The organism is Sphingomonas sp. CD22, assembly GCF_034556155.1.
Taxonomy (GTDB): Bacteria; Pseudomonadota; Alphaproteobacteria; order Sphingomonadales; family Sphingomonadaceae; genus Sphingomonas.
In genome coordinates this window covers 236,162-261,654 of record NZ_JAYDYX010000004.1, presented here as the reverse complement: position 1 = coordinate 261,654, position 25,493 = coordinate 236,162, and the positions used below count along the sequence as shown (strand labels likewise).

Annotated in this window: 24 protein-coding genes; 10 read left to right on the top strand and 14 right to left on the bottom strand. The window is 68.9% G+C overall.

The features are described from left to right. The 4 genes from SFC76_RS09900 to dusB form a co-directional block, all read right to left on the bottom strand. On the bottom strand, positions 1–2,211 hold the full coding sequence (locus tag SFC76_RS09900) for an ATP-binding protein (RefSeq protein ID WP_322849310.1): 2,211 nt from the start codon (positions 2,209–2,211) through the stop codon (positions 1–3). Between the two features lie 583 nt (positions 2,212–2,794). Next, the gene (gene ntrC, locus SFC76_RS09895) at positions 2,795–4,210 is read right to left on the bottom strand and encodes a nitrogen regulation protein NR(I) (RefSeq protein ID WP_322849309.1); all 1,416 of its coding nucleotides are present in this window, start codon (positions 4,208–4,210) and stop codon (positions 2,795–2,797) included. Next, on the bottom strand, positions 4,207–5,268 hold the full coding sequence (locus SFC76_RS09890) for a two-component system sensor histidine kinase NtrB (protein ID WP_322849308.1): 1,062 nt from the start codon (positions 5,266–5,268) through the stop codon (positions 4,207–4,209). Before SFC76_RS09890 ends, ntrC begins: the two co-directional genes overlap by 4 nt. Positions 5,269–5,275: 7 nt before the next feature. Next, positions 5,276–6,283 (bottom strand): tRNA dihydrouridine synthase DusB, encoded by a 1,008-nt coding sequence (gene dusB, locus SFC76_RS09885; RefSeq protein WP_322849307.1) that lies wholly within the window; start codon positions 6,281–6,283, stop codon positions 5,276–5,278. A gap of 81 nt (positions 6,284–6,364) precedes the next feature. Between dusB and SFC76_RS09880 the strand changes: the two genes are divergently transcribed. Genes SFC76_RS09880 through SFC76_RS09870 form a run of 3 tightly spaced genes read left to right on the top strand, consistent with a single transcriptional unit; the run spans position 6,365 to position 8,507 of the window. Then, entirely contained in the window at positions 6,365–7,489 is a 1,125-nt protein-coding gene (locus SFC76_RS09880) for a bifunctional 2-C-methyl-D-erythritol 4-phosphate cytidylyltransferase/2-C-methyl-D-erythritol 2,4-cyclodiphosphate synthase (RefSeq protein WP_322849306.1), read from the top strand. Beyond that, on the top strand, positions 7,486–8,007 hold the full coding sequence (locus tag SFC76_RS09875; protein WP_322849305.1) for a hypothetical protein: 522 nt from the start codon (positions 7,486–7,488) through the stop codon (positions 8,005–8,007). The genes SFC76_RS09880 and SFC76_RS09875 overlap by 4 nt, the downstream gene beginning before the upstream one ends. Beyond that, positions 8,007–8,507 carry a CinA family protein gene (locus SFC76_RS09870; protein ID WP_322849304.1) on the top strand — a complete coding sequence of 167 codons (501 nt, stop codon included), beginning with the start codon at positions 8,007–8,009 and terminating at the stop codon, positions 8,505–8,507. The genes SFC76_RS09875 and SFC76_RS09870 overlap by 1 nt, the downstream gene beginning before the upstream one ends. Here the strand turns inward: SFC76_RS09870 and SFC76_RS09865 are convergent. Then, positions 8,468–8,926: a type II toxin-antitoxin system RatA family toxin gene (locus SFC76_RS09865; protein WP_322849303.1), complete on the bottom strand. Its 459-nt coding sequence runs from the start codon at positions 8,924–8,926 to the stop codon at positions 8,468–8,470. The genes SFC76_RS09870 and SFC76_RS09865 overlap by 40 nt on opposite strands. After that, positions 8,919–9,869, bottom strand: coding sequence for a lipoyl synthase (lipA, locus tag SFC76_RS09860; RefSeq protein ID WP_322849302.1), 951 nt, complete (start codon positions 9,867–9,869; stop codon positions 8,919–8,921). The genes SFC76_RS09865 and lipA overlap by 8 nt, the downstream gene beginning before the upstream one ends. A 139-nt stretch (positions 9,870–10,008) precedes the next feature. Between lipA and SFC76_RS09855 the strand changes: the two genes are divergently transcribed. Beyond that, on the top strand, positions 10,009–10,638 hold the full coding sequence (locus tag SFC76_RS09855; RefSeq protein WP_322849301.1) for a carbonic anhydrase: 630 nt from the start codon (positions 10,009–10,011) through the stop codon (positions 10,636–10,638). Positions 10,639–10,791: 153 nt separating this feature from the next. Here the strand turns inward: SFC76_RS09855 and SFC76_RS09850 are convergent, their stop codons facing one another. The 4 genes from SFC76_RS09850 to SFC76_RS09835 form a co-directional block, all read right to left on the bottom strand. Then, positions 10,792–11,310: a GNAT family N-acetyltransferase gene (locus tag SFC76_RS09850; RefSeq protein WP_322849300.1), complete on the bottom strand. Its 519-nt coding sequence runs from the start codon at positions 11,308–11,310 to the stop codon at positions 10,792–10,794. Next, the gene (gene ndk / locus SFC76_RS09845) at positions 11,310–11,732 is read right to left on the bottom strand and encodes a nucleoside-diphosphate kinase (protein ID WP_037536422.1); all 423 of its coding nucleotides are present in this window, start codon (positions 11,730–11,732) and stop codon (positions 11,310–11,312) included. Before ndk ends, SFC76_RS09850 begins: the two co-directional genes overlap by 1 nt. 116 nt (positions 11,733–11,848) lie before the next feature. Beyond that, on the bottom strand, positions 11,849–12,289 hold the full coding sequence (locus tag SFC76_RS09840) for a DNA polymerase III subunit chi (protein WP_322849299.1): 441 nt from the start codon (positions 12,287–12,289) through the stop codon (positions 11,849–11,851). Positions 12,290–12,623: 334 nt separating this feature from the next. After that, entirely contained in the window at positions 12,624–14,096 is a 1,473-nt protein-coding gene (locus SFC76_RS09835; RefSeq protein ID WP_322849298.1) for a leucyl aminopeptidase, read from the bottom strand. A 177-nt stretch (positions 14,097–14,273) separates the two neighbouring features. Between SFC76_RS09835 and SFC76_RS09830 the strand changes: the two genes are divergently transcribed. From SFC76_RS09830 to rsmA, 4 genes are all read left to right on the top strand, one after another. Further along, on the top strand, positions 14,274–16,496 hold the full coding sequence (locus tag SFC76_RS09830) for an LPS-assembly protein LptD (RefSeq protein WP_322849463.1): 2,223 nt from the start codon (positions 14,274–14,276) through the stop codon (positions 16,494–16,496). A gap of 126 nt (positions 16,497–16,622) precedes the next feature. Then, positions 16,623–17,942 carry a peptidylprolyl isomerase gene (locus tag SFC76_RS09825; RefSeq protein WP_322849297.1) on the top strand — a complete coding sequence of 440 codons (1,320 nt, stop codon included), beginning with the start codon at positions 16,623–16,625 and terminating at the stop codon, positions 17,940–17,942. 1 nt (position 17,943) lies between these two features. Further along, positions 17,944–18,936 (top strand): 4-hydroxythreonine-4-phosphate dehydrogenase PdxA, encoded by a 993-nt coding sequence (pdxA, locus tag SFC76_RS09820; RefSeq protein WP_322849296.1) that lies wholly within the window; start codon positions 17,944–17,946, stop codon positions 18,934–18,936. Continuing rightward, entirely contained in the window at positions 18,933–19,772 is an 840-nt protein-coding gene (gene rsmA / locus SFC76_RS09815) for a 16S rRNA (adenine(1518)-N(6)/adenine(1519)-N(6))-dimethyltransferase RsmA (protein WP_322849295.1), read from the top strand. Before pdxA ends, rsmA begins: the two co-directional genes overlap by 4 nt. 199 nt (positions 19,773–19,971) lie before the next feature. On the opposite strand, the gene SFC76_RS09810 is transcribed toward rsmA, so the two are convergent. The 4 genes from SFC76_RS09810 to SFC76_RS09795 form a co-directional block, all read right to left on the bottom strand. Then, the gene (locus SFC76_RS09810) at positions 19,972–20,472 is read right to left on the bottom strand and encodes a tetratricopeptide repeat protein (RefSeq protein WP_322849294.1); all 501 of its coding nucleotides are present in this window, start codon (positions 20,470–20,472) and stop codon (positions 19,972–19,974) included. A 31-nt stretch (positions 20,473–20,503) separates the two neighbouring features. Beyond that, positions 20,504–21,676 carry an RsmB/NOP family class I SAM-dependent RNA methyltransferase gene (locus tag SFC76_RS09805; RefSeq protein ID WP_322849293.1) on the bottom strand — a complete coding sequence of 391 codons (1,173 nt, stop codon included), beginning with the start codon at positions 21,674–21,676 and terminating at the stop codon, positions 20,504–20,506. Then, the gene (guaB, locus tag SFC76_RS09800) at positions 21,677–23,134 is read right to left on the bottom strand and encodes an IMP dehydrogenase (protein WP_322849292.1); all 1,458 of its coding nucleotides are present in this window, start codon (positions 23,132–23,134) and stop codon (positions 21,677–21,679) included. Between the two features lie 97 nt (positions 23,135–23,231). Continuing rightward, positions 23,232–23,933: a hypothetical protein gene (locus SFC76_RS09795; protein ID WP_322849291.1), complete on the bottom strand. Its 702-nt coding sequence runs from the start codon at positions 23,931–23,933 to the stop codon at positions 23,232–23,234. Positions 23,934–24,007: 74 nt separating this feature from the next. On the opposite strand from SFC76_RS09795, the gene SFC76_RS09790 reads away from it, so the two are divergent. Both SFC76_RS09790 and SFC76_RS09785 read left to right on the top strand, forming a co-directional pair. Next, entirely contained in the window at positions 24,008–24,991 is a 984-nt protein-coding gene (locus SFC76_RS09790; protein ID WP_322849290.1) for an SPFH domain-containing protein, read from the top strand. Then, positions 24,988–25,440 (top strand): NfeD family protein, encoded by a 453-nt coding sequence (locus tag SFC76_RS09785; protein WP_322849289.1) that lies wholly within the window; start codon positions 24,988–24,990, stop codon positions 25,438–25,440. Before SFC76_RS09790 ends, SFC76_RS09785 begins: the two co-directional genes overlap by 4 nt. The last annotated feature ends 53 nt before the right edge of the window (positions 25,441–25,493 follow it).

Below are 25,493 nucleotides of genomic sequence, written 5' to 3'. Positions count from 1 at the left end.
CTAATTCCGATTGCGTGTGAGGGCGGCGAGCTGGCCTTCGCCAGCCGGCTCGGGCGCGGCGGCCCCCTGGTCGAGGGCGGCGAGCGCCGCGGCGTCGAAGGTCATGCGGACGACGGTCCCCCCGCCGTCGCGGTCGGCGAAGGTCATGGTGCCGTGATGCTCCTCGACGATCTTCTTGACGATGGCGAGGCCGAGGCCGGTGCCGCGGGCGCGCGTCGTCATATAGGGTTCGACGATACGATCGCGATCGGGTGGCAGGCCGACCCCGGTGTCGGCGAGCTCGACGGTCGTAACATCACTATCCTCACGCACGTGCATAATCACGGAGCCGCCACTTTCGCCCTTACTTTCAATGGCTTCGACGGCGTTCTTGACAATATTCGTGAACGCCTGGCCGAGCTGGCGGCGGTCGCAGACGAGCGTGGGTGCGGGGATGCTGTGGTCGAGTTCGAAACGGATATTGGGATGCGCGACCTCGTGCAGGAACAGCGCCTGGCGGGCGATGTCGACCAGGGATTCCTCGCGGAACACGGGCTTGGGCATGCGCGCGAAGGAGGAGAATTCGTCGACCATCCGGCGCAGGTCGCCGACCTGGCGGACGATCGTGTCGGTGAGCCGCGCGAAGGTGGTGTCGGCGGGATCGATCTTGCTGCCGTAGCGGCGCTGGAGCCGTTCGGCGGCGAGCTGGATCGGGGTGAGCGGGTTCTTGATCTCGTGCGCGATCCGCCGTGCGACGTCGGACCAGGCAGCGCGACGCTGGTCGAGCAACTGCTGGGTGATGTCGTCGAAGGTGAGGATCGGGCCGGCGTCGGTGCGCGCGATGCGCACCGCGAGCGTGCGGGTTTCGCCATTGCGAATCACCTGGACGATCGCCTCGCGCTCGTGCCCGTGGACGAGATCGGCGAGTTCGGGGGCGATGGTGGTGAGCGGGCGACCGATCAGGCCGTCCGCCCCCGCCCCGATCAGCTCGGTGGCGGAGCGGTTGGCGATGCGGATCGTGCCGTCCTCGGCCGTGGCGACGACGCCGGCCGACACCCCGGCCATCACCGCCTCGATCAGCGCGCGGCGGTTCTCGAGCTGGTCGTTGGCGGTGACCAGGGCGCTGTTCTGCTCCTGCAGGCGGCCGGTCATCTGGTTGAAGGCATTGGCGAGCGTGCCGACTTCGTCCTTGCGGCGGGGGTCAGGAACGCGCGCGGTGAGATCGCCGGTGGCGACCTTGCGCGCCGCGCCGACCAGCTCGGCGACCGGGCGCACGAGGCGGTCGGCGACCGCCAGTGCCGCCCAGACGGCGATGCCGACGATGAGCAGCGAGACGATCAGCAGCGCGGCGTTGAACTTGAGCTGCAACGCGCGCGAGCGACTTTGCAGCGCCTGATAGTCGCGGATGATCGCGTCGCCGCGGCGGATCTGGCTGGCGAGCTGCGGGTCGAAGATGCGGGCGGAATAGAGGTAGGCGCCCTTGCCGTAGGTGAGCGGAACGACGACGCCGATGCGGTCGTCGCTGCGGATGACGACGAAGCCCGCCCCCCGATCCAGCGCGCGTTCGACGGACGGGTTCACCAGGTTCTGCAGGGGTTTGTCATAGGGGTTGAGGACGATGAGCGGATCGGCTTCGCCGCGACGGATGATCATCGCCTCCGATTGTTCGCGACGATAGGTCTGTAGCAGAAGCGCATTCTGGAAATACGGGCTGTCGATGTCGTGGCCCTGCAAATCCCTGGCCAGATCGCCGCTCATGGCCTGCACCTGCGCAATGACGCGGTTCGCCTCGCGCTGATAGTTTTCGCCGACCAACGTGCGGGCATTCTCGATCATGCCGCTCGCGCGATCCGACGACCAGAATTCGACGCCGATCTGGAACAGCAAAGAGGCGAAGATGGTGACGAGCAACGCCGGGACGGCGGCGATGATCGAGAAGATCGCCACCAGCCTGACGTGGAGGACCCCCTCCCCGCCGACCAGCGAGGCCGCGGCACGCTTGCGGGCGATGCGGCGGCCGAGCAGCATGAGGAGCGCGATACCGGGAACGAGATTGGCGACGAGCAGCGACGCGATCGCGGGCGGCGACAGCGGCTGCGCGGGCTTGCTGCTGCCGGTGATGACGAAATAGGTCGCGGTCGCGATAGCGATAGCCAGCACGAGCACCAGCGCCTCGACGGCGGGCGTGATGCGCAGCCGGCGGTCCGGGGCGGGTGCGATCAGATCGGGCATGGGGGCCGCGTTCATTCGACCCTTCGTACAACGTGGATTGTTGCACGGAAACCACATAATTTATCGGGAACGGTGGTTTGTGGTGACAGTAGGGTGAGCGGGGCGGGTCGCTGGTTGGGTGTGCCGTGAATCGGTCCACGCGGAGGCGCGGAGGTGTCGCATTCGGTGCAGCGGCAGCTTGCCATCGCGCCGTCTGCCACGACAGGCCACGCTGCCCCGAGCGGTTCATCTCCGCGCCTCCGCGTGAACGTATCTGCCTTCCTCTAGAACCGCGATGTGGCTGCCGACTTCGCGAAAACACGGCAATGGGGGAAGCAGTCGATCGCGCAAGCAGCCTCGTCACCGTGGAAATGTTCGAACCTCTGCGAGGGTCAGCCGGGTACAAAGCGATGCCGTGCTCCTGCGGACGCAGGAACCCAGGGTTAGGCAGAATAACGGCTTATGACGTTCCGGGCTCCTGCGTTCGCAGGAGCACTGGGGCGCTGTGAGGGGATGAGGCTTGCTCAAGCCCCTCTCCTCGCCGCAGAGTGGACCCCGGACCGAGTCCGGGTTGCTTGTGGCGGGGACTATGACCCCCTGCCCGTTACTCCTCTGCGCGCGTGCTGATTCCCAGGGTGTCCAGTCGCTTGCGCAGGGTGTTGCGGTTGAGGCCGAGCGCTCTTGCGGCGCGGAGCTGGTTGCCGGCGTGGCGGGCGAGCATCGCCTCGATCAGCGGGCGTTCGACCTCGCCGATGACGCGGTCGTAGAGCGTCCCGTCGTCGAGCGCGCCGGGACGTTCGCGGGCGATGCGCTCGACGAGATGGCGGACGGCTTCGGCGATGCCGGGGTCGGAGGCTTCGCCGCTGGTGCCGGGGGCGCCGAGCAGGTCACGGATCGTCGCGGCGTCGATCAGTTCGTCGCGGGCGAGCACCGCTAGGCGGCGCATCAGATTCTCGAGTTCGCGGACGTTGCCGGGCCAGTCGTGCGCGGTGAGCGATGCCTGCGCGGCGTCGCTGAGCTGGCGGCGCGGCAGGCCCTGTGCGGCGGCCATTTCGAGGAAGTGGCGGGCGAGCAGCGGGATGTCCTGCCGGCGCTCGCGCAGCGCGGGGAGCGCGATCGGCACGACGTTGAGCCGGTAGAAGAGATCCTCGCGGAACTGACCGGAGGCGACCTGTTGGGTGAGATCGCGGTTGGTGGCGGCGACGACGCGGACGTCGGCGCGCATCGTGCGGGCGCCGCCCACCGTGGTGAACTCGCCCGACTGGAGGACGCGAAGCAGCCGCGTCTGCGCCTCCATCGGCATGTCGCCGATCTCGTCCAGGAACAGCGTGCCGCCCGCCGCCTGTTCGAAGCGGCCGGCGTTGCGCATCGCCGCGCCGGTGAACGCGCCGCGTTCGTGGCCGAACAATTCCGCCTCGATCAGCTCGCGCGGGATCGCCGCCATGTTGATCGCGACGAAGGGCGCGGCGCGGCGGGCGCCGAGATCGTGGATCGCGCGCGCGACGAGTTCCTTGCCGGTACCCGATTCGCCCGAGATCAGCACGGTGAGGTCGTTGGAGAGGACCCGCGCGATGATGCGGTAGACGTCCTGCATCGCCGGCGAACGGCCGATCAGCGGCAGCGCCGGGTCCTCGCCCGCCTCGGGCTGCGGCATCACCGCGCCGCGGGCGAGCGCGCCGGTCACCGCGCGGGTGAGATCGTCGAGATCGAACGGCTTGGGGAGATATTCGTACGCCCCGACCTCGGCGGCGCGGACCGCGGTGGTCAGCGTGTTCTGCGCCGAGAGGATGATGACGGGGAGTTGCGGCAGCCGCTCGCCGATCTCCTTGGCCCGCGCGATGCCATCGCCGTCGGGCAGGACAACGTCGGTGATCAGTACGTCGGGAACGCGGGTGGCGAGCATCCGGTCGAGCTGCGCCAGCGTCTCGGCGGTCTGCACGTCATGGCCGGCGCGGCGCAGCGCCTGCGCGACGACGGTGCGGATCGCGGCATCGTCGTCGACGACGAGGATGCGAGTCATGCGGCGCCGCGCGGCAGCAGGAGGCGGAGCGTCGTCATTTCCGGGGTTCCTTCGCGGGCATATTGGACGATGCCGCCCATGTCGCGGACCAGTTTGTCGACCAAAGCGAGACCGAGTCCCTGCCCCTCCGGCCGGCCCGAGACGAAGGCGTCGAACAGATGGTCGGCGATATCGGCGGGGGCGCCGGGGCCGTTGTCGATCACGCATATCTCGATCGGCAGCGGCGTGCGCGGCCGGCCGGGCGCGGCGACGACGGACATGCCGTGACGATAGGCGGTGGTGATGAGGATGCGCGGATTGCGCACCGATCGATTGGCTTCGACCGCGTTCTTCAGAAGGTTGATGAGGATCTGCAGCAGCGCGTCGCGGTTGATCGCGGCGGCGGGCAGCGACGGATCGAACCGTTCCTCGATCGCGATACCGCGGGCGAAGCCGGCGAGCGCGAGGCGGCGGGCGTGGCCGATCAGCGGATAGATGTTCTCGGGCACGATCGGCAGCGGGCGGGTGTCGCTGAAATCCTGCATGCGGTCGATCAGCGCGGCGATCCGGTCGACCTCGGTGACGATCAGGGTGGTCAGCTCGCCGGTGCCGAGCAATTGCGCCGCGCCGCGGATGCCCGACAGCGGATTCTTGATCTCGTGCGCGAGCATCGCCGCGGCGCCGCTGGCGGCACGCGCGCCGGCGCTGCGCCCGGAATGGCCCAGGCCGCGGGTGCTGGCGGCGGTGTGGAGGGTGATCGCGCGCCAGCCGGGATGATCGGGGATCGCCGCCTCGACGAAATCGACGCGGATCTTGGGGCCGTGCGGCGTCGCGATCTCGGTATCGTAGAAGGCGAAGCCCTGCCCATCGCGGCGTGCGTCGGCGGCGGGCGGCGGCAGGATCGCGGCGAGCGGCTGGCCACGCATCACGCGTTCGGACAGGTTGAGCAATTGCTCGGCGAAACCGTTGGCATGGGCGATGCGGTCGTCGGGATCGACCACCACCACCGCGACCGGCAGCGCCGCGAACAGTTCGGCGAAGCCGGGCCGGCCGGAAGTGTAGCCGGTACGCTGCTCCATTCGCCGGTCAGGCGGCCTGCCGGATCGGCTGATCGCGATGCGGTGCGTAGAAATCGGTGAGCATGCGCTTCACGACGGCGGCGTCGGGCTGCTGGTTGACCGCGTTGCGAAATTCGGCGGAGCCGGTCAGCCCCTTGGTGTACCAGCCGATGTGCTTGCGCGCCATGTTGACGCCGGTGATGCTGCCATAATGATCGAGCATCGCGTCGTAATGTTCGATGATGACGCGATATTGTTCGTCGAGCGACGGATCGGGCCGGCGGTTGCCCGTGGCGAGATAGTCCATCACCTGGCCGAGCAGCCACGGCCGGCCATAAGCGCCGCGGCCGATCATGATGCCGTCGGCGCCGGACTGGTCGAGCGCGGCGACGGCGTCGTCGATCGTGCAGATGTCGCCGTTGGCAATCACCGGAATCGTCACCGCATCCTTGACGGTGCGGATGAAGCGCCAGTCGGCCTGGCCCTTGTACATCTGGTTGCGGGTGCGGCCATGGACGGTGATCAGCTGCACGCCCAGATCCTGCGCGATGCGCGACAGCTCGGGAGCGTTGAGGCTGTCGAGGTCCCAGCCCATCCGCATCTTGAGCGTGACCGGCGCGCTGACCGCCTTGACCACCGCATCGACGAGTTGCGCGGCGAGCTTGAGGTCGCGCATCAACGCCGAGCCGGCATCGCCGTTGGTAACCTTGCGGACCGGGCAGCCCATGTTGATGTCGATGATCGCGGCGCCGCGGTCCTCGGCGAGCTTCGCCGCCTCGGCCATCTCATAAGGGGTGCAGCCGACGAGCTGCATCGAGACCGGCTCCTCCGACAGATGCCATGCCGCTTTCTGGAGCGACTGGCGCGTCTCGCGGATCGCCGCCTGGCTGGCGATCATCTCGGTGACGTTGAGGCCGGAGCCGTAACGGCGCACGAGCGTGCGGAACGGCATGTCGGTGACGCCGGTCATCGGCGCCAGAACGACGGGATGGTCGATCCGCACGGGACCGATCTGGATGGGCGTGAGAGCTGCCATGATCTGCCTGAAAATTGGGCATCCTCCTAGCGGCTTGCGGCGGTGCTGGCAAGGTTGCGGGTGGGCGGCTAGAGCGGCGCGATGACGGATCGACCTTCGACGACGGCGCTGATCGTGGCGGCGGGCAGCGGCACGCGGGCGGGCGGTGCGCTGCCCAAACAATATGCCGTGGTGGCGGGCAAGCCGCTCGTCGCGCATGCCTATGCCGCCTTCGCCGCGCATCCGGCGGTGGACGAGGTGGTGGTGGTGATCGCGCCCGGTGCCGAAGCGCTGGCGCTGGCGGCATTGGGCGGCGTGCGCACCGTGGTCGGCGGCGCGACGCGGCGCGAGTCGGTGGCGCGCGGGCTCGCCGCCGTCACCGGCGCGCGCGTGCTGGTCCATGATGCGGCGCGGCCGTTCGTGCCGGCGGCGGTGATCGACCGGGTGCTGGCGGCGCTCGACGGGGCGGAGGCGGCGATGCCGGTGCTCGCGGTGGCGGATACGCTGGTGCGCGACGGTGCGGTGGTGCCGCGCGACGGGCTGGCACGGGTGCAGACGCCGCAGGGGTTCCGCGTCGCGGCGCTGCGCGCGGCGCATGCCGGCTGGCCGGCGGGCGACGAGGCGACCGACGATGCGCAGATGGTGCGGCGGCTTGGCGGGAGCGTCGCTTTGGTGCAGGGCGATGCGATGCTCGATAAGGTAACGCATCCAGAGGATTTCGCCGCCGCAGAGGCCCGTGTGACCTGGGAGACGCGCAGCGCGTCGGGGTTCGACGTGCATCGGCTGGAGGCGGGCGAGGAATTGTGGCTCGGCGGGGTGCTGATCCCGCACGACAAGGGTTTGTCCGGGCATAGCGACGCCGACGTCGGGCTGCACGCCTTGACCGATGCGTTGCTCGGGACGATCGCGGCGGGGGATATCGGGACTCACTTTCCGCCCTCCGACCCGCAATGGAAGGGGGCCGATTCCGCGCAATTCCTCCAGCATGCGGCGCGGCTGATCGCCGACAAGGGCGGGCGGATCGACTTCGTCGACCTGACGCTGATCTGCGAGGCGCCCAAGATCGGGCCGCACCGCGAGGCGATGCGCGCGCGGATCGGCGCGTTGCTCGGATTGCGCGAGGATCGGGTGAGCATCAAGGCGACGACGACCGAACGGCTCGGCTTCACCGGCCGCGGCGAGGGGATCGCCGCACAGGCGGTGGCGACCGTGAGCCTGCCGCGATGAGGGCGCTGGTCGCGATCGTCGCTCTGCTCGCCGCTTCGTCGGCCGAGGCGCAGACGCGCTGCATTACCACGCCGGAGGCGGAGGCGATGACGCTGGTGGCGCTGCCCGACATCATCCAGCAGACCGGGATCATCTGCACGACGCGCCTGCCCTCCTCCAGCCTGATCCGGCGCACCGACAGCGAGTTCCTCGGTCGCTATCGCGACGCTGCCGACCGGGCGTGGCCGAATGCGCGGGCGGCGATCGTCAAACTGTCGGATCCGATGATCGATACGCTGCTCCAGTCGGAGTTCGCGCGGCCGCTGCTCACCGCGGCGCTGGCGCCGCTGCTGGTCGGGCGGATCAACCCGGCGGATTGCGCGACGATCGACCGGTTCGTCACGCAGCTCGCGCCGCTGCCGCCGCAGAACACCGCGGGGGTGATCGTCACCACCCTGCGCTATTTCAAGGGCGAGAAGGCCAAGGGCAAGGCGATCGCGGTGCCCGACCTGCCGCTCTGTCCGGAGGGCCAACGCTGATGGATACGGTGCTTCCCCGCGAGCTGATCGAGGCCGCGACGAAGGTGGTCGAGGCGAACCGTGCCGCCGGCCGGACGATCGCGGTGGCGGAGAGCTGCACCGGGGGGCTGGTCGCCGCGGCGATCACCGAGGTGCCGGGCTCGTCCGACGTGTTCGGCGCGGGCTTCGTCACCTATTCGAACGATGCCAAGATGAAGCTGCTCAAGGTCAACAGCGACGTGCTGGAGACGTTCGGCGCGGTATCGATCGCGGTGGCGTGGAGCATGGCGCAGGGCGCGCTCGCCAATAGCGGTGCCGATGTCGCGGTGGCGATCACCGGGGTCGCCGGGCCGGGTGGCGGATCGATCAAGAAGCCGGTCGGCACCGTCGTGTTCGCCCGCGCCGAAAAAGGCGGCGATCCCTCGGACGTCCACGCCGATCGCAAGGCGTTCGGCGACCTGGGGCGCGGCGGTATCCGGCTTCAGGCGGCGCTGGTCGCGCTGGAACTGCTGCTGCCGTAGAGGATTTTGGCGCGATCCTCGAACGCGCCGATCATCCGGCGCAGCGCGACGCCGAACACCTGCCCAGCCAGCATCTCGAACATCCGGTTCTTGAACTGGAAATCGACCGCGAAATCGACCGCGCAGCCACCCTCTTCGGCACGGAACCGCCAGTCGTTGTGGAGGTATTTGAGCGGACCGTCGACATATTCGACGTGGATCGTCTCGGCGCGCGTCTTCTCGACCTTCGAGGTGAAGGTCTCGCGCAGGCCCTTGAAGCCGACGATCATGTCGGCGAGCGTCGCGGTGTCGCTGTCCTGGCGCACGCGCATCGCGCTGACCCAGGGCAGGAACTCCGGGTAGCGCTTCACGTCGGCAACCATGTCGAACATCTGCTCGGGGGTGTAGGGCAGATGGCGCGTTTCGGAATGTTTAGGCACGGACGCTCGCGGTTTGCGGCACGGCGCTCTGGGCAAGCTTGGCGGCACGGGCATCGCGCATCTTGGCGAAATCGTCGCCGGCATGATAGCTCGACCGCGTCAGCGGCGACGAGGCGACCAGCAGGAAGCCCTTGGCACGCGCGATCGCGGCATAGCTGTCGAACGCCTTGGGCGTGACGAATTCGGCGACCTTGGCGTGGCGCGGCGTCGGCTGGAGATACTGGCCCATCGTCAGGAAATCGATGTCGGCGGAGCGCATGTCGTCCATCACCTGATGGACTTCGAGCCGCTGCTCGCCGAGGCCGAGCATCACGCCCGACTTGGTGAAGATCGACGGGTCGAGCTTCTTGACGCTCTCCAGCAGGCGGATCGAGGCGTAATAGCGCGCGCCGGGGCGGATCGTCGGATAGAGCCGCGGTACCGTCTCGAGATTGTGGTTGTAGACGTCCGGCCGTGCCGCGACGATCGCCTCGACCGCGGCCTCGTGCTTGTTGCGGAAATCGGGGGTGAGGATCTCGATCGTCGTGCGCGGGTTGGAGCGACGGATCGCCTCGATCACCTTGACGAACTGCTTGGCACCGCCGTCGGGCAGATCGTCGCGATCGACCGAGGTGACGACGATATGTTCGAGGCCCATCTGTGCCGCGGCGTCCGCGACGTTATTGGGTTCCATCGGATCGACCGCGCGGGGCATGCCGGTCTTGACGTTGCAGAAGGCGCAGGCGCGCGTACAGGTGTCGCCGAGGATCATCACCGTCGCATGCTTCTTCGACCAGCATTCGCCGATGTTCGGGCACGCCGCCTCTTCGCAGACGGTGGTGAGGCTTTTCGAACGCATCAGTTCGCGCGTCGCGGCGAAGCCGGCGCTGGTCGGCGCCTTGACGCGAATCCAGTCGGGCTTGCGCAGGCGTTCGGGACGGGCGAGCGGGGTCATCTCGTTCATGATCCGCGAGATAGCGACTCCGTCGTTTGTGAACAACCGCCATGCCGTTTGTGAAGAAGCTTTGCCGTGCGACGGAAGGGGGGACCCTGCCCGCAAAGATGCGTTATACCAGCCGAAACGGACAGATAACGGAGGTACAATGACCGATTTCGCCGACATGGTCGAAGGCTATCGCCGGTTCCGCGCCAAGGGCTGGACCGAGCAGCGCGAACGCTGGAGCCAGCTCAGCCAGGGACAGGACCCCAAGGTCATGGTGGTCGCCTGTTCCGACAGCCGCGTCGATCCGATGCAGATCTTCGACGTCGCGCCGGGCGAGATCTTCACGGTGCGCAACGTCGCCAACCTCGTGCCGCCGTTCGAGACCACCAAGGGCTATCACGGCGTCTCGGCGGCGGTCGAATTTGCGGTGACGCAGCTCGAAGTGCCCGAGGTGGTGGTGATGGGCCATGCGTCGTGCGGCGGCTGCGCGGCGGCGCTGTCGGGCGGGTTCAAGGACAGCAAGCCCGGCGAAGGCGGCTTCATCTCCGACTGGGTCGGGCTCCTCGACGGCGCGCGCGACAAGGTGAAGGCGAAGTTCGGCGATGGCGCGGACGCCAAGCGCGAGCTGGAGCATGAGGCGGTGCGGGTCAGCATCGCGAACCTGCGCACCTTCCCGTTCGTCGCCGAGCGCGAGGCGGCGGGCAAGCTCAAGCTGCGCGGCGCGTATTTCGCGATCGCCGACGGGCAGTTGCATGTGATGGACGACGACGGGGTGTTCGCACCGGCGTGATCGGGCGATCCCGTCCTCCCCCGCAAAGGGGAGGTAGGACGCCCAAGGCGTGACGGAGGGGAGGACGGGGCGGAGCCCCACGATCAGGCTCCCGCCCTTTCCTCCCCCTCCGTCAGCGCTTTGCGCTGACACCTCCCCCTGGCGGGGGAGGATTTAGAGGGGGCGTGCGTAGATGAAATCGTCGTGGAGCGTCGCGCCGACTTGGTACTGGCGACGGCCGGCGACGGTGAAGCCCTGCCGTTCGTAGAAGCGCCGCGCGCGATCGTTGCCGCCGTAGACGCCCAGCAGCATGCGGGTCCTGCCCATCGCCCGCGCATCGTCGAACGCGCGCGCAATCAGCGCCGGCCCGAGCCCGGTGCCGTACGCCACCGGCAGCGTGTAGATGCGGCGAAGTTCGATATCGCCCGCATCGATCGAAAGCGGCAGGTCGGGGGTGGTGAGCAGCGTATAGCCGATCGGTGCGGCGCCGTCGGGATGCTCGGCCAGCGTCACCACGCTGGCGGCATCGGCGGCCCAAGCGGCGAAGCGGTCGGCCGAACTGTTCTTGGCGACATGCGCGACGATGTCGGCACCGTCGAGGATGCCGGCGAAGGTGGTGAGGAAGCTCGCGGCCGCCACCATTGCGACCGCGGGCGCATCCTCCGGGGACGCGCACCGCAGCCGCCAGGTCATCAGCCGACGATCTCTTCGGGCTTGAAGAAATAGGCGATCTCGATCTCGGCATTCTCGTCCGAGTCCGAACCGTGGACGGTGTTCGCCTCGATCGATTCGGCAAGTTCCTTGCGGATCGTGCCGGGCTCGGCGTTCGCCGGGTTGGTGGCGCCCATGATGTCGCGGTTGCGCTGCATGGCGTTCTCGCCCTCGAGCACCTGCACGACGACCGGGCCGGAGATCATGAAGCTGACGAGGTCGTTGAAGAACGGCCGCTCGCGGTGGACGGCGTAGAAACCCTCTGCCTGCTCGCGGGTCATCTGGATGCGCTTCGAAGCGACGACGCGCAGGCCGGCCTCTTCGAGCATCTTGGTGACCGCACCGGTCAGGTTGCGGCGGGTGGCGTCGGGCTTGATGATCGAAAAGGTACGGTTCGCGGCCATGATGGTCACGGGCTCCTGTTTTGGGCGGTCGGGAAGTGGCGCCGCCCTAGTCGGGGGGCGCCATGTTTGCAACCGCTTCGGCTGGGCGGCGTGACGGGTTCGCGGCGGTGCGCCGATCAGGCCGCCTGTTCCCAGCGGCCGGCGTCGTTCTGCTTCCAATAGCGGCGTTCGATGCCGTCGCGGCCGCCGAGCGCGCGCCACGCGTCGCGGGCGGGGCGGATGAATTCGTCTTCGAAGAAGTGGAAGGCGCGGTCGAAGTCGAGCGCGGCATCGCGCCATTCGCCGTCGACCAGGGCGACGTAGCGGGCGTCGTTGGCGGCGCGGACCTCGGGCGCGATGAGGATCGGCTGGCGCGCGTCGTCGCCCGCGCCGAGCTGGGCGTGCGGCAGGAAGCTGTCGGGACGATAGACCCACAGCAACCGGTCGAGTTCGGCGCGCTGCTCGTCGCGGGCGCTGACGATCAGCAGCCGGTTGCCTGTCTCGACCACCTTCGCGGCGATCTGCGGCAGCGCGCGGTCGAGCGGGGTGGCGGTGAGATGGTAGAAGTCGACCTGCATCGGGACGGGGTAGCGTGGCGGTGGGGCGGCGTCACCCCTCGCGGTGACGCGTGCGTGGGGTGGTCGTTGGTTGGGTGTGGAGCCACGGCGGCCGCTCGAAGGTCCTACCCATCTTTCAGCAGAACTATTGCATATGCGCATCCGGGTGATTGGATGCGTTTTCAAACGCGCTTCGTCACCCCGGGCTTGCCACGGGGTCCCGCTTCTACCGACGGTGTGGAGAAGCGGGATGCCGGGTCAGGTCCGGCGTGACGGAGGATGTAAGGACCGTCACGACGTCCCAATCAGCGATTTGCAATAGCTCTGCCCCTTTCCGGAGGGGCGGAACCCGCGGTCAGCGCTCGAAATGGTCGGCGATGGCGCGGTCGAGGAGGCGGACGCCGTAGCCGGTGGCGCCCTTGTCGTAGGTCGCGCCGGCCTTGTCGCTCCACACCATGCCGGCGATGTCGAGGTGCGCCCAGGCGACGCCCTCGTCGACGAAGCGCTGGATGAACTGTGCCGCGGTGATCGAGCCGGCGCCGCGCGGGCCGACGTTCTTCATGTCGGCGATCGGCGAATCGATCAGCTTGTTGTAGGCGTCCGACAACGGGAAGCGCCACAATTTGTCGCCCGTCGCCAGGCCGGCGGCGAGCAACGTGTCGGCGAGGCCGTCGTCGTTGGCGAAGACGCCGCCATATTCGTTGCCGAGGCTGACGATCATCGCGCCGGTCAGCGTGGCGAGATCGATGATCGTCTTCGGGCGGAAGGTCTTCTGCGTCCAGGTGATCGCGTCGGCGAGCACCAGCCGGCCCTCGGCGTCGGTGTTGAGAATCTCGATCGTCTGGCCGGACATCGAGGTGACGACGTCGCCGGGACGCTGTGCGTTGCCGTCGGGCATGTTCTCGACGAGGCCCATCACGCCGACGACGTTGAGCTTGGCCTTACGCGCGGCGAGCGCCTTCATCGTGCCGGCGACCGCGCCGGCGCCGCCCATGTCCCACTTCATGTCTTCCATGCCCGCGCCGGGCTTGAGCGAGATGCCGCCGGTGTCGAAGGTGACGCCCTTGCCGACCAGCGCCAGCGTGGGATCGCCCTCGCCCGCGCCGTTCCACTTGAGTGCGAGGATGCGCGCCTCGCGCACCGAGCCCTGGCTGACGCCGAGCAGCGCGCCCATGCCCAATTCGGCCATCTCCGCCTCGTCAACGGTGACGATCTCGAGCCCCAGGCCCTCGACGCTGGCGCGGACCTGCTCGACGAAGCTTTCGGGATAGAGGATGTTGGGCGGTGCGGCGACGAGGTTGCGGGTGAGTTCGAGGCCCTGCGTGACCGCATGCTGCGCCGCCCAGGCGGCATCGGTGTCGGCGGGGGCGCCGACGACGGTCAGCGTGGCGAGCGTCGGCTTCTGCTTGTCGGGCAGCTTGGTGCGATACTGGTCGAAGCGCCAGGCGCGCTGCGCGGCGGCGGCGGCGAAGCGCGCGGCGGCCTTCGCCGTCGGGCTGGCGGCGGACAGGTCCGCGGTGACGTCGGTGGCGCCGGAGGTGAGCAATCTGGCGACCAGCGCGCCGCCCGCCTTCTCCCAATCCGCCTCGCCATTGGCGCCGACGCCGAGCAGCAGCACCTGCCGCGTGGCGTCGCCCTCGGCAACGAACAGCTCGACGATCGCGCCGGCCTCGCCATCGAAGCGCGCGGCACGCGCCGCGGCGGTGGCGAGTGCCTGATGCCCGTCGCCGAGCCCCGCCCAGCTGGCGCGGCCGGCGAGATCCTTTTCGATCGGCAACGCGAGGATCGCAGGGGCAGAGGTAGCGGCGGACGAGAAGGCGATCTGCATGTAGGGTGACTTCCTGGGACGAGAACAGGCACATGATCTAAGGTCGCCGGGCGGCAAGCACAACGATTGCAGCGCCGCGCGGGTGATGCGATAGGCGGGCGTGGGGTGCGGCGCCGTTCAGGGCGGGGCCGGCCACGCCGAAAGGGTATTCGGATAATCGTGTTGCGTTTCGACCTTATGGCCGGCTGTGCGCTCGCCGCGGCGCTGCTCGTCGCACCGGCGGCGGCGCAGGACCTGCAGAACCGCCCGGTCGCGCCGCCGCCGGCGAGCGATCCCGCGCTGGCGACGCCCGCGGCTGACGATCAGGTGCAATTCAGCGCCGGCAGCCTCGACTATGACAGCAACGCCGACATGGTGACCGCGCTCGACGAGGTGCGGATGTTCCGCCAGGGCGACCGGCTGCGCGCCGACAAGGTGGTGTGGAACCGCAAGACCGGCAAGGTCGTCGCGACCGGCAACATCGCCGTCACCAACCCGCAGGGCGACGTCGCCTACGGCGATTCGATCGAGCTGACCGATTCGCTGAAGGACGGAATCGTCCAGAACATGCTGGTCGTGCTCGAACAGGGCGGGCGGATGGCGGCGGAGCGCGGCACGCGCCACACCGACGGCTCGATGCAGCTCGACAAGGCGGCCTATACGCCGTGCGCGGTGCAGACCTCCGAGGGCTGTCCCAAGACGCCGTCGTGGCAGATCACCGCGGTGCGGATCACCTATCGCCCCGATCGCGAGCGCGTCTATTTCGGCGGCGGGCAATTCCATCTGTTCGGCTTGCCGGCGCTGCCCCTGCCCGCCTTCTCGATGCCGGTCGGCGGCGGTTCGGAAAGCGGTTTGCTCGCGCCCGACCTTCAGCTCGACCGGGTCAACGGGCTCGAACTGGTGACGCCTTATTATTTCCGGCTGGCGCCCAACAAGGGGCTGACGCTCACCCCGCACGTCTTCTCCGCGGTGCTGCCGATGATGCAGGCGCGCTACGAGGCGCTGGGCACCAACGGCGCCTTCCAGGTGACCGGCTACGTCACCGAGAGTCGGCGCAGCGACGATCTCAACACGGTGACGCCGACCGATACCGAGCGCGCGTTCCGCGGCTATATCGACGGCATCGCGCGCTACCAACTGACCCCCAATTGGAGCGTCAGCGGATCGGCGCGGATCGCCAGCGACCGCACCTTCCTGCGCCGCTACGACATTTCGCGCGACGACCGGCTGCGCACCACCGCCTCGCTCGAGCGGATCGATCCCAACACCTATTTCGCGCTGACCGGCTGGTACATCCAGACGCTGCGCGTCAACGATCCGCAGGGCAACCAGCCGATCGCGCTGCCCGAGATGGATTTCCGCAAGCGGATCGATCTCGCCGGCGGCAAATTGCAATTGCAGGCCAATACGCTGGCGATCACCCGCACCGAGGGACAGGACACGCAGCGCGCCTTCGTCGCCGGGCAATGGGACCTCAGGCGGCTGACCAATTGGGGCCAGGAGGTGACGTTCACCGCTTATGCCCGTGCCGACGCCTACAACACGCACAATTCGCTGCTGACCTCGGTCGCCAGCTATCGCGGCGTCGACGGCTTTCAGGCGCGCGCGATCGGCGCGCTGGCGGCGGACATCAAATGGCCGTTCGTCGGCGAATTCCTCGGCGGCACGCAGCGGCTGACGCCGCGGTTGCAGATCGTCGCCAGCCCCAAGGTCGCCAATCTCGACGTTCCCAACGAGGATGCGCGCGCGGTCGACCTCGAGGATTCGAACCTCTTCGCGCTCAACCGCTTCGCCGGCTACGATCGCTGGGAGGACAGCAGCCGCGCGACCTACGGCGCGGAATGGGCGGTGGCGGTGCCCGGCGTGACCTTCGACACGGTGATCGGCCAGAGCTATCGCCTGTCGGAACGCCCGACGATCCTGCCGAGCGGCACCGGGCTCAGCGACCGTTTCTCCGACTTCGTCGGGCGCACGACGTTGCGCATCCGCGACTTCGTCTCGATCATCCACCGCTACCGGCTCGACAAGGACGGCTTTGCGGTGCGCCGCAACGAGGTGGATGCGACGGTCGGGTCGCGCTCGACCTATATCCTCGCCGGTTATCTGCGGCTCAACCGCAACATCTTCCCGGCGATCGAGGATCTGCAGGATCGCGAGGAGGTGCGGCTCGCCGGCCGGGTGCAGTTCGCGCGCTTCTGGTCGGTGTTCGGCTCGACCGTCATCGACCTCACCGATCGCAGCGAGGACCCGCAGTCGCTGTCCGACGGCTTCGATCCGATCCGCCACCGGCTCGGTGTCCAATATGAGGACGACTGCCTGCGGCTCGGCATGACCTGGCGGCGCGATTATCAGGATACCGGCGATGCGCGCTCGGGTAACAGCTTCCTGTTGACGCTGGCCTTGACCAACCTCGGCCGCTAAGCCGCAGTTCAGATGGATCGGGGCATGACCGGAACAGGCGCCGTGCCCGATGCGCGACGCCGAGCTTTGGGGTAACGGAAGAACGTGACGCAGAACAATCGACGCAGCGCCCGGATCGGTCGCACCATGAGCTGGCTCGCGCTGGCGGCGATCGCCACCGGCGCGGTGGCGCAGACGGTGCCCGACCAGCAGGTGCCCGAGACCAACCTCAACATCCCCACCAATTTGCAGATCTTCGGCAAGCTCGACCCCAACGTGCGCAAGCCGACCGCGATCGTCAACGACACGGTCATCACCGGCACCGACGTCGACCAACGGCTGGCGCTCACCGTCTTCAACAACGGCGGCCGCGGACCGGCGGCGGAGCAGATCGACGAATTCAAGCTGCAGATCCTGCGCCAGCTGATCGACGAGACGCTGGAGATCCAGGAGGCGAAGACCGCCGAGATCACCGTCACCGCGGCGGAGCTCGACCAGAGCGAGGCGGGCCTCGCCAAGCGGTTCAACATGACCGTGCCGCAATTGCGCGTCGCGCTGCGCAAGGCGGGATCGTCGGAGCGGTCGCTGCGCCGGGCGATCGAGGGCGAACTTGCCTGGAGCCGCTATCTGCGCCGCAAGATCGAGCCGTTCGTCAACGTCGGCGACGAAGAGGTGAGCGCGATCCAGAAGCGCATCGAGGCGTCGCGCGGCACCGAGGAATACAATCTGCGCGAGATCTACCTGAGCGCCAACGACGGCAACCGTGCCGAGGTGTTCGCCAAGGCCAAGCAGATCATCGGCGAAATCCAGAAGGCGCAGCAGCCGTTCGAATTGTTCGCGCGCAATTATTCGGAAGCCTCGACGCGCGGCGTCGGTGGCGATCTCGGCTGGATTCGACTGGTGACGCTGCCGCAGCCGCTCGCCGATGCGGCGCAGCAGATGCAGGTCGGCCAGGTCGCCGGTCCCGTCGAGACGCCGGGCGGCTTCTCGATCCTCTATCTCACCGACAAGCGGACGATCGGTGCCGCCGATCCGCGCGATGCGCGGCTCAGCCTGAAGCAGCTCACCGTCGGCTTCCCCGCCGGCACGACGCAGGCGCAGGCGCAGGTGCGCGCCGCGACCTTCGCCAAGACGGTCCAGTCGATCCAGGGCTGCGGCACGGTCGAGAAGGTCGCCGCGACGATCGGTGCCGAAGTGGTCGACAACGATTCGGTCCGCATCCGCGACCTGCCGCCGCAGCTGCAGGAAATCCTGCTCAAGCTGCAGGTCGGTCAGGCGACCCCGCCGTTCGGTTCGCCGACCGAGGGCGTGCGCGCGCTGGTGCTCTGCGGCCGCGACGATCCGCAGCAATCGGCGGTGCCGGGCGCGGCGCAGATCCAGGGCCAGCTCGAACAGCAGCGCGTCAACCTGCGTGCGCAGAGCAAGCTGCGCGATCTGCGGCGCGACGCGGTCATCGAGTATCGTTGACATGAGCCAGGCGCCGCTCGCGATCACGATGGGCGATCCTGCCGGGATCGGGCCGGAGATCGTCGCCAAGAGTTGGGCGGTGCGGGCGCTGCGCAGCCTGCCGCATTTCGCGCTCGTCGGCGATCCCGCGGCGGTGCGGCGGGTGTGGAGCGGCCCGGTCGAGGCGATCAACGATCTGGATCAGGCCGCGGCGGTGTTCGACCGTGCGCTGCCCGTGCTGGCGATCGGCGATGCCGGACCGGTGACGCCGGGCACGCCAGAGGTCGGCGGCGCGCGGGCGGCGTTGCAGGCGCTGGAACGGTCGATCGCGCTGGTACGCAGCGGTGCGGCGCGGGCGCTGGTCACCGGCCCGGTATCCAAGGCGCAATTGTACGGCATCGGCTTCAACCATCCCGGCCAGACCGAATTCGTCGCGGAGCGCTGCGGCATCGCCGCGGAGGATGCGGTGATGATGCTTGCCGGGCCCAGCCTGCGCGTCGTGCCGATGACGGTGCACGTACCGCTGGCGCAGGTGCCCTCGCTGCTGTCGGTCGAATTGATCGTCGCCAAGGGCCGCGCTACGGCGCTGGGGCTGACCCGCGACTTCGGTATCGCCGCGCCGCGGCTCGCCTTTGCGGGGCTCAACCCGCATGCCGGCGAAGGCGGTGCGATCGGCCGCGAGGAGATCGACATCCTCGCGCCGGCGATCGCGCAGATGCGGGCGGAAGGGATCGACGCGACCGGGCCGTTCCCGGCGGATACGCTGTTCCACGCGCGCGCCCGCGCCGGTTATGACGCGGTGCTGTGCTGCTACCACGATCAGGCGCTGGTGCCGATCAAGACGCTGCATTTCGACGAGGGCGTCAACATGACGCTGGGCCTGCCGATCGTGCGCACCTCCCCCGACCACGGCACCGCCTTCGGCATCGCCGGCCGCGACGAGGCGCATCCCGGCGCGATGATCGCGGCGATCGCGCTGGCGGGTCAGGCGGCGGACCGGCGCGCGCGGGCATGACCGAGGCACCCGCGGGCGGCAAGCTGCCGCCCCTGCGCGAGGTGATCGCACGCTACGGCCTCAACGCCAGCAAGGCGCTGGGCCAGAATTTCCTGTTCGACGGCCAGTTGCTGGCGCGGATCGCGGCGGTGCCGGGCGATCTGCATGGTGCCGAGGTGTTGGAGGTCGGGCCGGGTCCGGGCGGACTGACGCGTGCTTTGCTCGCCGCGGGGGCGAGCGTCACCGCGATCGAGCGCGACCGGCGGTGCATCCCGGCGCTGGCGGAGCTGGGCGAGGCCTATCCCGGCAGGCTACGCGTGATCGAGGGCGACGCGCTGGAAGTGGATGCGCCGTCGCTGTTCGCGGGGCGGCCGCATATCGTCTCCAATCTGCCCTATAACGTCGGTACCGCGTTGCTGGTCGGCTGGCTCACCGCCGATTGGCAGCCGTGGTGGCAGTCGTGCACGCTGATGTTCCAGAAGGAGGTCGCCGAGCGGATCGTCGCCTCGGCTAACGACGACGCCTACGGGCGGCTGGCGGTGCTGAGCCAATGGCGATCGTCCGCCCGGATCGCGATGCCGGTGCACCGCTCCGCCTTCACCCCGCCACCCAAGGTGATGTCGGCGGTGGTGCATATCGTGCCGTGCGCGGCGCCCGAAGGCGTCGCGGTGCGCGTGCTGGAGCGGATCACCGCGGCGGCGTTCGGCCAGCGGCGCAAGATGCTGCGGCAGAGCCTGAAGGGCGTGCCGGGGGCATTGGCCGGGCTCGAGCAGATCGGGATCGATCCGACGCGGCGAGCGGAGACGGTGAGCGTCGCGGAATTCGTAGCGCTGGCGCGGGTGGTCGGCGAGGGCTGAGCGAGCGAGGCGGCTCGTACAGGCCTGCTTCCTTGTCTAAAAACCGAGCCTTTCCGGCATTCCATTCCTCCCCGGCACGGGGAGGTGGCACCGCAGAGCGGTGACGGAGGGGGGCTTCCCCCGACGTTGCGCGGCGTTGCGAGCCCCCTCCACCACGCCGCTATGCGGCGCGGTCCCCCTCCCCGTGCCGGGGAGGAGTTTATTCCTTGGGTGCCGTCGGCTTGGTCTCGGTCTGCGCGGTGGTCACCGGCGGGCCCTTGGCGATCACCGCGGCGAGCTGGTTCGCCTCCGGGCAGCCCGCCTTGCAGAGCGTGCGGATCTTGGCGAGGTTGGTCTTGGCGATCGCCACCGCGCCCTTGGCGACCAGCGCCTCGCCCTGCCCGCGCAACGCGGCGACGTCATTGGGTTCGAGCGTCAGCGCCTCGCGGTAGAGGCGGATCGCCTTGCCGGGCAGGCCGCGGGTCTCGGCCACCTCGGCGAGCGTGACGAACGCCTGACGGTTGCGCGGATCGACCGCCACCGCGGTTTCGAGCAGGTCGGTCGCGCCGTCGAGGTTGCCCGCCGCCTTGGCGGCGCGGCCCTGCGCGAGCAATTGCAGCGAGCGCGCGTCGATCTGGTCGTCGGGTCGCTGGCCGCTGAGCGAGGTCGATACACAGACGAGGGTCAGCGCAGCGGCAAGAGCGACGGACGTAACGCGCATGAAGGTCTCCACTGGGGGCACGGCCGATGGGTTAGCAGGGGCGGATCAGCCGCGCGACAAAAAAGCCGTCGGTGTCGTCGCTTGCCGGATCGAGCCGGCGCCCCTGCCCGCGCGCGCTGCCAGCGGGCAGATCGAGCGGCGCGGGCGTCCAGCCGGGATGATCGGCGAGGAAGGCATCGACCTGATCCGCGCCCTCCGCATCGAGCAGCGAACAGGTGATATAGACCAGGGCACCGCCCGGCCGGACCAGCGGCGCGCCGACGGCGAGGACGTGGCGCTGCTGCGCGGCGAAACCGGCGAGCCGGTCGGGGGTAAGCCGCCAGCGTGCCTCGGGATTGCGCCGCCACGTACCGGTGCCGGAGCAGGGCGCGTCGATCAGCACGCAATCGGCGGCGTCCTGCCAGTCGGCGAGCGCCTCGGCTTCGCGCCTGGGGTCTAGCAGCCGGGTCTCGACGATGGTCACCGCCGCCTTGGCGGCGCGTGGCATGAGGCGCGACAGGCGGCCGCGGTCGATATCGGCGGCGAGGATCTGGCCCTGGTTGCGCATCGCCGCGGCGAGCGCGAGCGTCTTGCCGCCGCCGCCGGCGCAGAGATCGACGATCCGCTGGCCGGGCTGCGCCTGCGCGGCGAGGCTGACGATCTGGCTGCCGGCGTCCTGCACCTCTGCCTGGCCGGCGAGCGTGTCGATATTGGTGCCCGCGGGCAGCCGCAGCGCGTCGGGCAGACCGGGGATCGGCGTGCCGCCGAGCTGGTCGGCAAGCGCGGCGGGGTCGGCGAGCAGCCGGTTGACGCGCACGTCGAGCGGCGCACGCCCGATCAGCGCCGCCTGTTGCTCCGGCGCGACCCCGGATGCGGCGAGCGCCTCGGCAAGCCACGCGGGCATGACGCCGGCGGGGGCGGCGTCCTCGCCTGCCCCGATCGGTGCCGGGCCGTGTGTAGAGCCGTCGAAGGTGGCGGCGATCGCGGCGTCGTCGGCGGCGATCGCGAGCAGCGCGGTGCGGCCCGAGGCGGGCACCTCGCCGGCGCGACGGATCGCGGCATAGACCAGCTCGCGCACCGCGCGGCGATCCTTCGACCCGGCGTAGCGGCGCGTCGCGAAATAGCGCGCGATCAGCGTGTCGGCGGCGGCGCCACCGCCGCGCGCGGCGGCGATGACCTCGTCGAGCAGCTCGATCGCGGCCTGGGTGCGAGCGGCGGGGGTCACTTAGCGGGTCGGGTAATTGGGCGCTTCCCGCGTGATGGTGACGTCATGGACGTGGCTTTCCTTGAGACCCGCGCCGGTGATCTGGACGAATTGCGCCCGCTTTTGCAGGTCGGGGATCGTCGCCGAGCCGGTATAGCCCATCGCTGCCTTGATACCGCCGACGAGCTGGTGGATGACGTCGCGCGCCGGCCCCTTATAGGCGACTTGCCCCTCGATCCCCTCGGGCACCAGCTTCATCTGGTCCTTGATGTCGCCCTGGAAATAGCGATCGGCCGAGCCGCGTCCCATCGCGCCGACCGAGCCCATGCCGCGATAGCTCTTGTAGGCGCGGCCCTGATACAGGAACGTCTCGCCCGGTGCCTCCTCCGTGCCGGCGAGCAGCGAGCCGACCATGCAGGTCGATGCCCCCGCCGCGAGCGCCTTGGCGAGATCGCCGGAGGTGCGCAGGCCGCCGTCGGCGATCACCGGCACGCCGTGCCTGGCGGCGGCTTCGGCGCAATCCATCACCGCGGTGAGCTGCGGCACGCCGACGCCGGCGACGACGCGCGTGGTGCAGATCGAGCCCGGGCCGATGCCGACCTTGATGCCGTCGGCGCCGGCGTCGATCAGCGCGCGCGTCGCCTCTGCGGTCGCGACGTTGCCGGCGACGACCTGTACCGAATTGGAGAGCTTCTTCACCCGCTCGACGGCGCGCGCGACGTCGCGATTGTGGCCGTGCGCGGTGTCGATGACGATCAGGTCACATTCGGCGTCGACCAGCGCCTCGGTCCGTTCGAACCCCTTGTCGCCGACGGTGGTCGCCGAGGCGACGCGCAGGCGGCCGGAGGCGTCCTTGGTCGCGGTGGGATAGGTCACCGCCTTCTCGATGTCCTTGACGGTGATGAGGCCGACGCAGCGATAGGCCTCGTCGACGACCAGCAATTTCTCGATCCGGCGCTGGTGGAGCAGCACGCGCGCCTCCTCCTGCCCGACGTCGGTCGAGACGGTGGCAAGATTGTCGTGCGTCATCAGCTCGGCAACGGGTTGTTTGGGATCGCCGGCGAAGCGGACGTCGCGGTTGGTGAGGATGCCGACGAGCTTGCCGTCGCGCTCGACCACGGGAATGCCGCTGATCTTGTGATGCGCCATCAGCGCCTGCGCCTCGCCGAGCGTCGCGGTCGGCGCGATCGTGATCGGGTTGACCACCATGCCCGATTCGAAGCGCTTGACCTGCCGCACCGCGGCGACCTGTTCCTCGACCGACAGATTGCGGTGGAGCACGCCGATGCCGCCCAATTGCGCCATGACGATCGCCATGTCCGCCTCGGTCACCGTATCCATCGCCGAGGAGAGGATCGGAATGTTGAGCGCGATGCCGCGCGTCAGCTGCGTGCGCGTGTCGGCGGTGCTCGGCAGGATGTCCGACTCGCCGGGTACGAGCAGTACGTCGTCGAAGGTGAGGCCGAGCCGGATGTCCAAGGTGCCGTTTCCTCGCGGGAGGGATAAGTGGCGGGCCATGTAACCGCAGCGCAGCATCTGCGCTAGAGGGCGGCGAGATGTGCCGCGACGTATTCCGTCACGACACCCACCAGCGAACCGCCGAAGCGCGGATTGAGTTCGAGGATGCGCAGCCGCCCCCCTCCCATTTGTAGTTGAAGCAGCAGGTGCCCTCGTAGTCGAGCGCCGCGAGGATCGCGGTGCAGGTGTCGAGCGCCGGGCCTGGGTCGGCGGGCGTGATGCTCGCCGGGCGATCGACCGCGCCGCGGACGCCGAGCGGCTGGCCCATGTCGTAGCGATAGGCGACCTGGAAACGGATCGTCCCGCCAATGCGGAGCAGGTGGAGGACGTATTCGTCGGCACCGGCGACCGCGCGCTGGCGGAAGACGTCGGGATGATCGCTGCCGTCGTCCTCGCCGGGGCCGCGGATCATCGCGCAGCCGAGGCCGAAATCGCCGCGCCGCGTCTTGCGGATATAGGGATAATCGGTCGGCCGGGTGCCGAGCAGCGCTGGGACGGTATCGCCGAAGCCGTGATCGATCAGCCAGAGATTGAGCGCCAGCTTGTCGTCGCACAGCGCGACGAGTTCGTCGGTCGGCAGCACGGCGAGGCCGCCGCGTGCGGGCGCGATCTGCTCGATGCGCAGCGGTACGACGAGATCGAAGCGCGAGAGGTCGACCGCATCGAAGGGCGCGAAGCTCGCTTCGTACCGGTGATGATCGATATGGCGCGCGATCGCGGGCATCTGTGTGGAATGGTTGCCGAAAAGAATGCGCTGCATGGTGACCTTTGTCGGACGTCGGGCTGTGCTAGGATCAGGTACCGGCGCGGAGACTCGCGCCGGCAGGAGGGCTCATGGGTATCACGATCGCCGCATTCGCACTGCTCCTGGTGCTGTTCTACCTGTTCACCAGCATCAAGATCGTCCGCCAGGGCTATCAATATACGATCGAGCATTTCGGCCGATACACCGCCACCGCGAGCCCCGGCTTCAACTTCTACCCCGCCTTCTTCTACCGGGTGGGGCGCAAGGTGAACATGATGGAGCAGGTGATCGAGATTCCCGGGCAGGAGATCATCACCAAGGACAATGCGATCGTCTCGACCGACGGCGTGGTGTTCTTCCAGGTCCTCGACGCGCCGAAAGCGGCCTACGAGGTGTCGGACCTGTATGTCGCGCTGCTCCAGCTCACGACCACCAATCTGCGGACGGTGATGGGGTCGATGGACCTCGACGAGACGCTGTCGAAGCGCGACGAGATCAACGCGCGGCTGCTGTCGGTGGTCGATCATGCGACGGTGCCGTGGGGCGTCAAGATTACCCGCGTCGAGATCAAGGACATCCGCCCGCCCGCCGATATCGTCACCGCGATGGGCCGGCAGATGAAGGCAGAGCGCGAAAAGCGCGCCAACATCCTCGAAGCCGAGGGCACGCGAGCGTCGGAAATCCTGCGTGCCGAAGGGCAGAAGCAGGCGCGCATCCTCGAATCGGAAGGGCGCAAGGAATCCGCTTTCCGCGACTCGGAGGCGCGCGAACGCGCCGCGGAGGCCGAGGCGAAGGCGACCCTGGTGGTGTCCGAGGCGATCGAGCGCGGCGGAACGCAGGCGATCAACTATTTCATCGCGCAGAAATATGTCGAGGCGATCGGCAAGTTCGCGACCAGCCCCAACGCCAAGACGATCCTGTTCCCGGTCGAGGCGACGCAGTTGATCGGGACGCTGGGCGGGATCGGCGAGCTCGCCAAGGATGCGCTGGGCAAGGCCCCTGCCCCGACCACCGGCCCCGGCGCGGCCAAGCCCGAGGCGAAGCGCGGGCCGTTCGAACTGCCGCCGGCGTGACGCTCGACACGATCGGCGGAGCGGCCGGCGCGTGGCTGATCGCGGCGCTGTTGCTGGGGATCGCCGAACTGGTGATCCCCGGAGTCTTTGCGGTGTTCATCGCGATCGCCGCGGCGGTGGTCGGCGTCGCGGTGCTGGTATTGCCCGGATTGCCGGTGGCGGCGCAGATCGCCGCCTTCGCCTTGTGGAGCATCGTCACCGTCCTGATCGGCAAGCGCTGGTACGTGGATTTCCCGGTGCCGAGCAGCGATCCGCAGCTCAACGATCGGGTCGCGCGACTGATCGGCACCACCGCGGTGGTGCAGGTGGCGATCGGTCCCGACGGCGGTCGCGTGACGGTCGGCGACGGATCGTGGCCGGCGCGCGGCGTGGTCGCGGAGGCCGGTGCGCGGGTGCGGATCGTCGCGATCCGCGACGGCATCGCGATCGTCGAGCCGGCCGGCGCTTAATTCGCAGGAAACCACGGTTGCCGGGTGTAAGCGGCACGACGATCTGCTATATG

What these genes read in the sequence shown, in the direction of transcription:
- SFC76_RS09900 (WP_322849310.1), bottom strand. Translation starts at nt 2,211, where the DNA reads ATGCCCGATCTGATCGCACCCGCCCCGGACCGCCGGCTGCGCATCACG.
- ntrC (WP_322849309.1), bottom strand. Translation starts at nt 4,210, where the DNA reads ATGACTCGCATCCTCGTCGTCGACGACGATGCCGCGATCCGCACCGTC.
- SFC76_RS09890 (WP_322849308.1), bottom strand. Translation starts at nt 5,268, where the DNA reads ATGGAGCAGCGTACCGGCTACACTTCCGGCCGGCCCGGCTTCGCCGAA.
- dusB (WP_322849307.1), bottom strand. Translation starts at nt 6,283, where the DNA reads ATGGCAGCTCTCACGCCCATCCAGATCGGTCCCGTGCGGATCGACCAT.
- SFC76_RS09880 (WP_322849306.1), top strand. Translation starts at nt 6,365, where the DNA reads ATGACGGATCGACCTTCGACGACGGCGCTGATCGTGGCGGCGGGCAGC.
- SFC76_RS09875 (WP_322849305.1), top strand. Translation starts at nt 7,486, where the DNA reads ATGAGGGCGCTGGTCGCGATCGTCGCTCTGCTCGCCGCTTCGTCGGCC.
- SFC76_RS09870 (WP_322849304.1), top strand. Translation starts at nt 8,007, where the DNA reads ATGGATACGGTGCTTCCCCGCGAGCTGATCGAGGCCGCGACGAAGGTG.
- lipA (WP_322849302.1), bottom strand. Translation starts at nt 9,869, where the DNA reads ATGAACGAGATGACCCCGCTCGCCCGTCCCGAACGCCTGCGCAAGCCC.
- SFC76_RS09855 (WP_322849301.1), top strand. Translation starts at nt 10,009, where the DNA reads ATGACCGATTTCGCCGACATGGTCGAAGGCTATCGCCGGTTCCGCGCC.
- SFC76_RS09850 (WP_322849300.1), bottom strand. Translation starts at nt 11,310, where the DNA reads ATGACCTGGCGGCTGCGGTGCGCGTCCCCGGAGGATGCGCCCGCGGTC.
- ndk (WP_037536422.1), bottom strand. Translation starts at nt 11,732, where the DNA reads ATGGCCGCGAACCGTACCTTTTCGATCATCAAGCCCGACGCCACCCGC.
- SFC76_RS09840 (WP_322849299.1), bottom strand. Translation starts at nt 12,289, where the DNA reads ATGCAGGTCGACTTCTACCATCTCACCGCCACCCCGCTCGACCGCGCG.
- SFC76_RS09835 (WP_322849298.1), bottom strand. Translation starts at nt 14,096, where the DNA reads ATGCAGATCGCCTTCTCGTCCGCCGCTACCTCTGCCCCTGCGATCCTC.
- SFC76_RS09830 (WP_322849463.1), top strand. Translation starts at nt 14,274, where the DNA reads ATGGCCGGCTGTGCGCTCGCCGCGGCGCTGCTCGTCGCACCGGCGGCG.
- SFC76_RS09825 (WP_322849297.1), top strand. Translation starts at nt 16,623, where the DNA reads ATGAGCTGGCTCGCGCTGGCGGCGATCGCCACCGGCGCGGTGGCGCAG.
- pdxA (WP_322849296.1), top strand. Translation starts at nt 17,944, where the DNA reads ATGAGCCAGGCGCCGCTCGCGATCACGATGGGCGATCCTGCCGGGATC.
- rsmA (WP_322849295.1), top strand. Translation starts at nt 18,933, where the DNA reads ATGACCGAGGCACCCGCGGGCGGCAAGCTGCCGCCCCTGCGCGAGGTG.
- SFC76_RS09810 (WP_322849294.1), bottom strand. Translation starts at nt 20,472, where the DNA reads ATGCGCGTTACGTCCGTCGCTCTTGCCGCTGCGCTGACCCTCGTCTGT.
- SFC76_RS09795 (WP_322849291.1), bottom strand. Translation starts at nt 23,933, where the DNA reads ATGCAGCGCATTCTTTTCGGCAACCATTCCACACAGATGCCCGCGATC.
- SFC76_RS09790 (WP_322849290.1), top strand. Translation starts at nt 24,008, where the DNA reads ATGGGTATCACGATCGCCGCATTCGCACTGCTCCTGGTGCTGTTCTAC.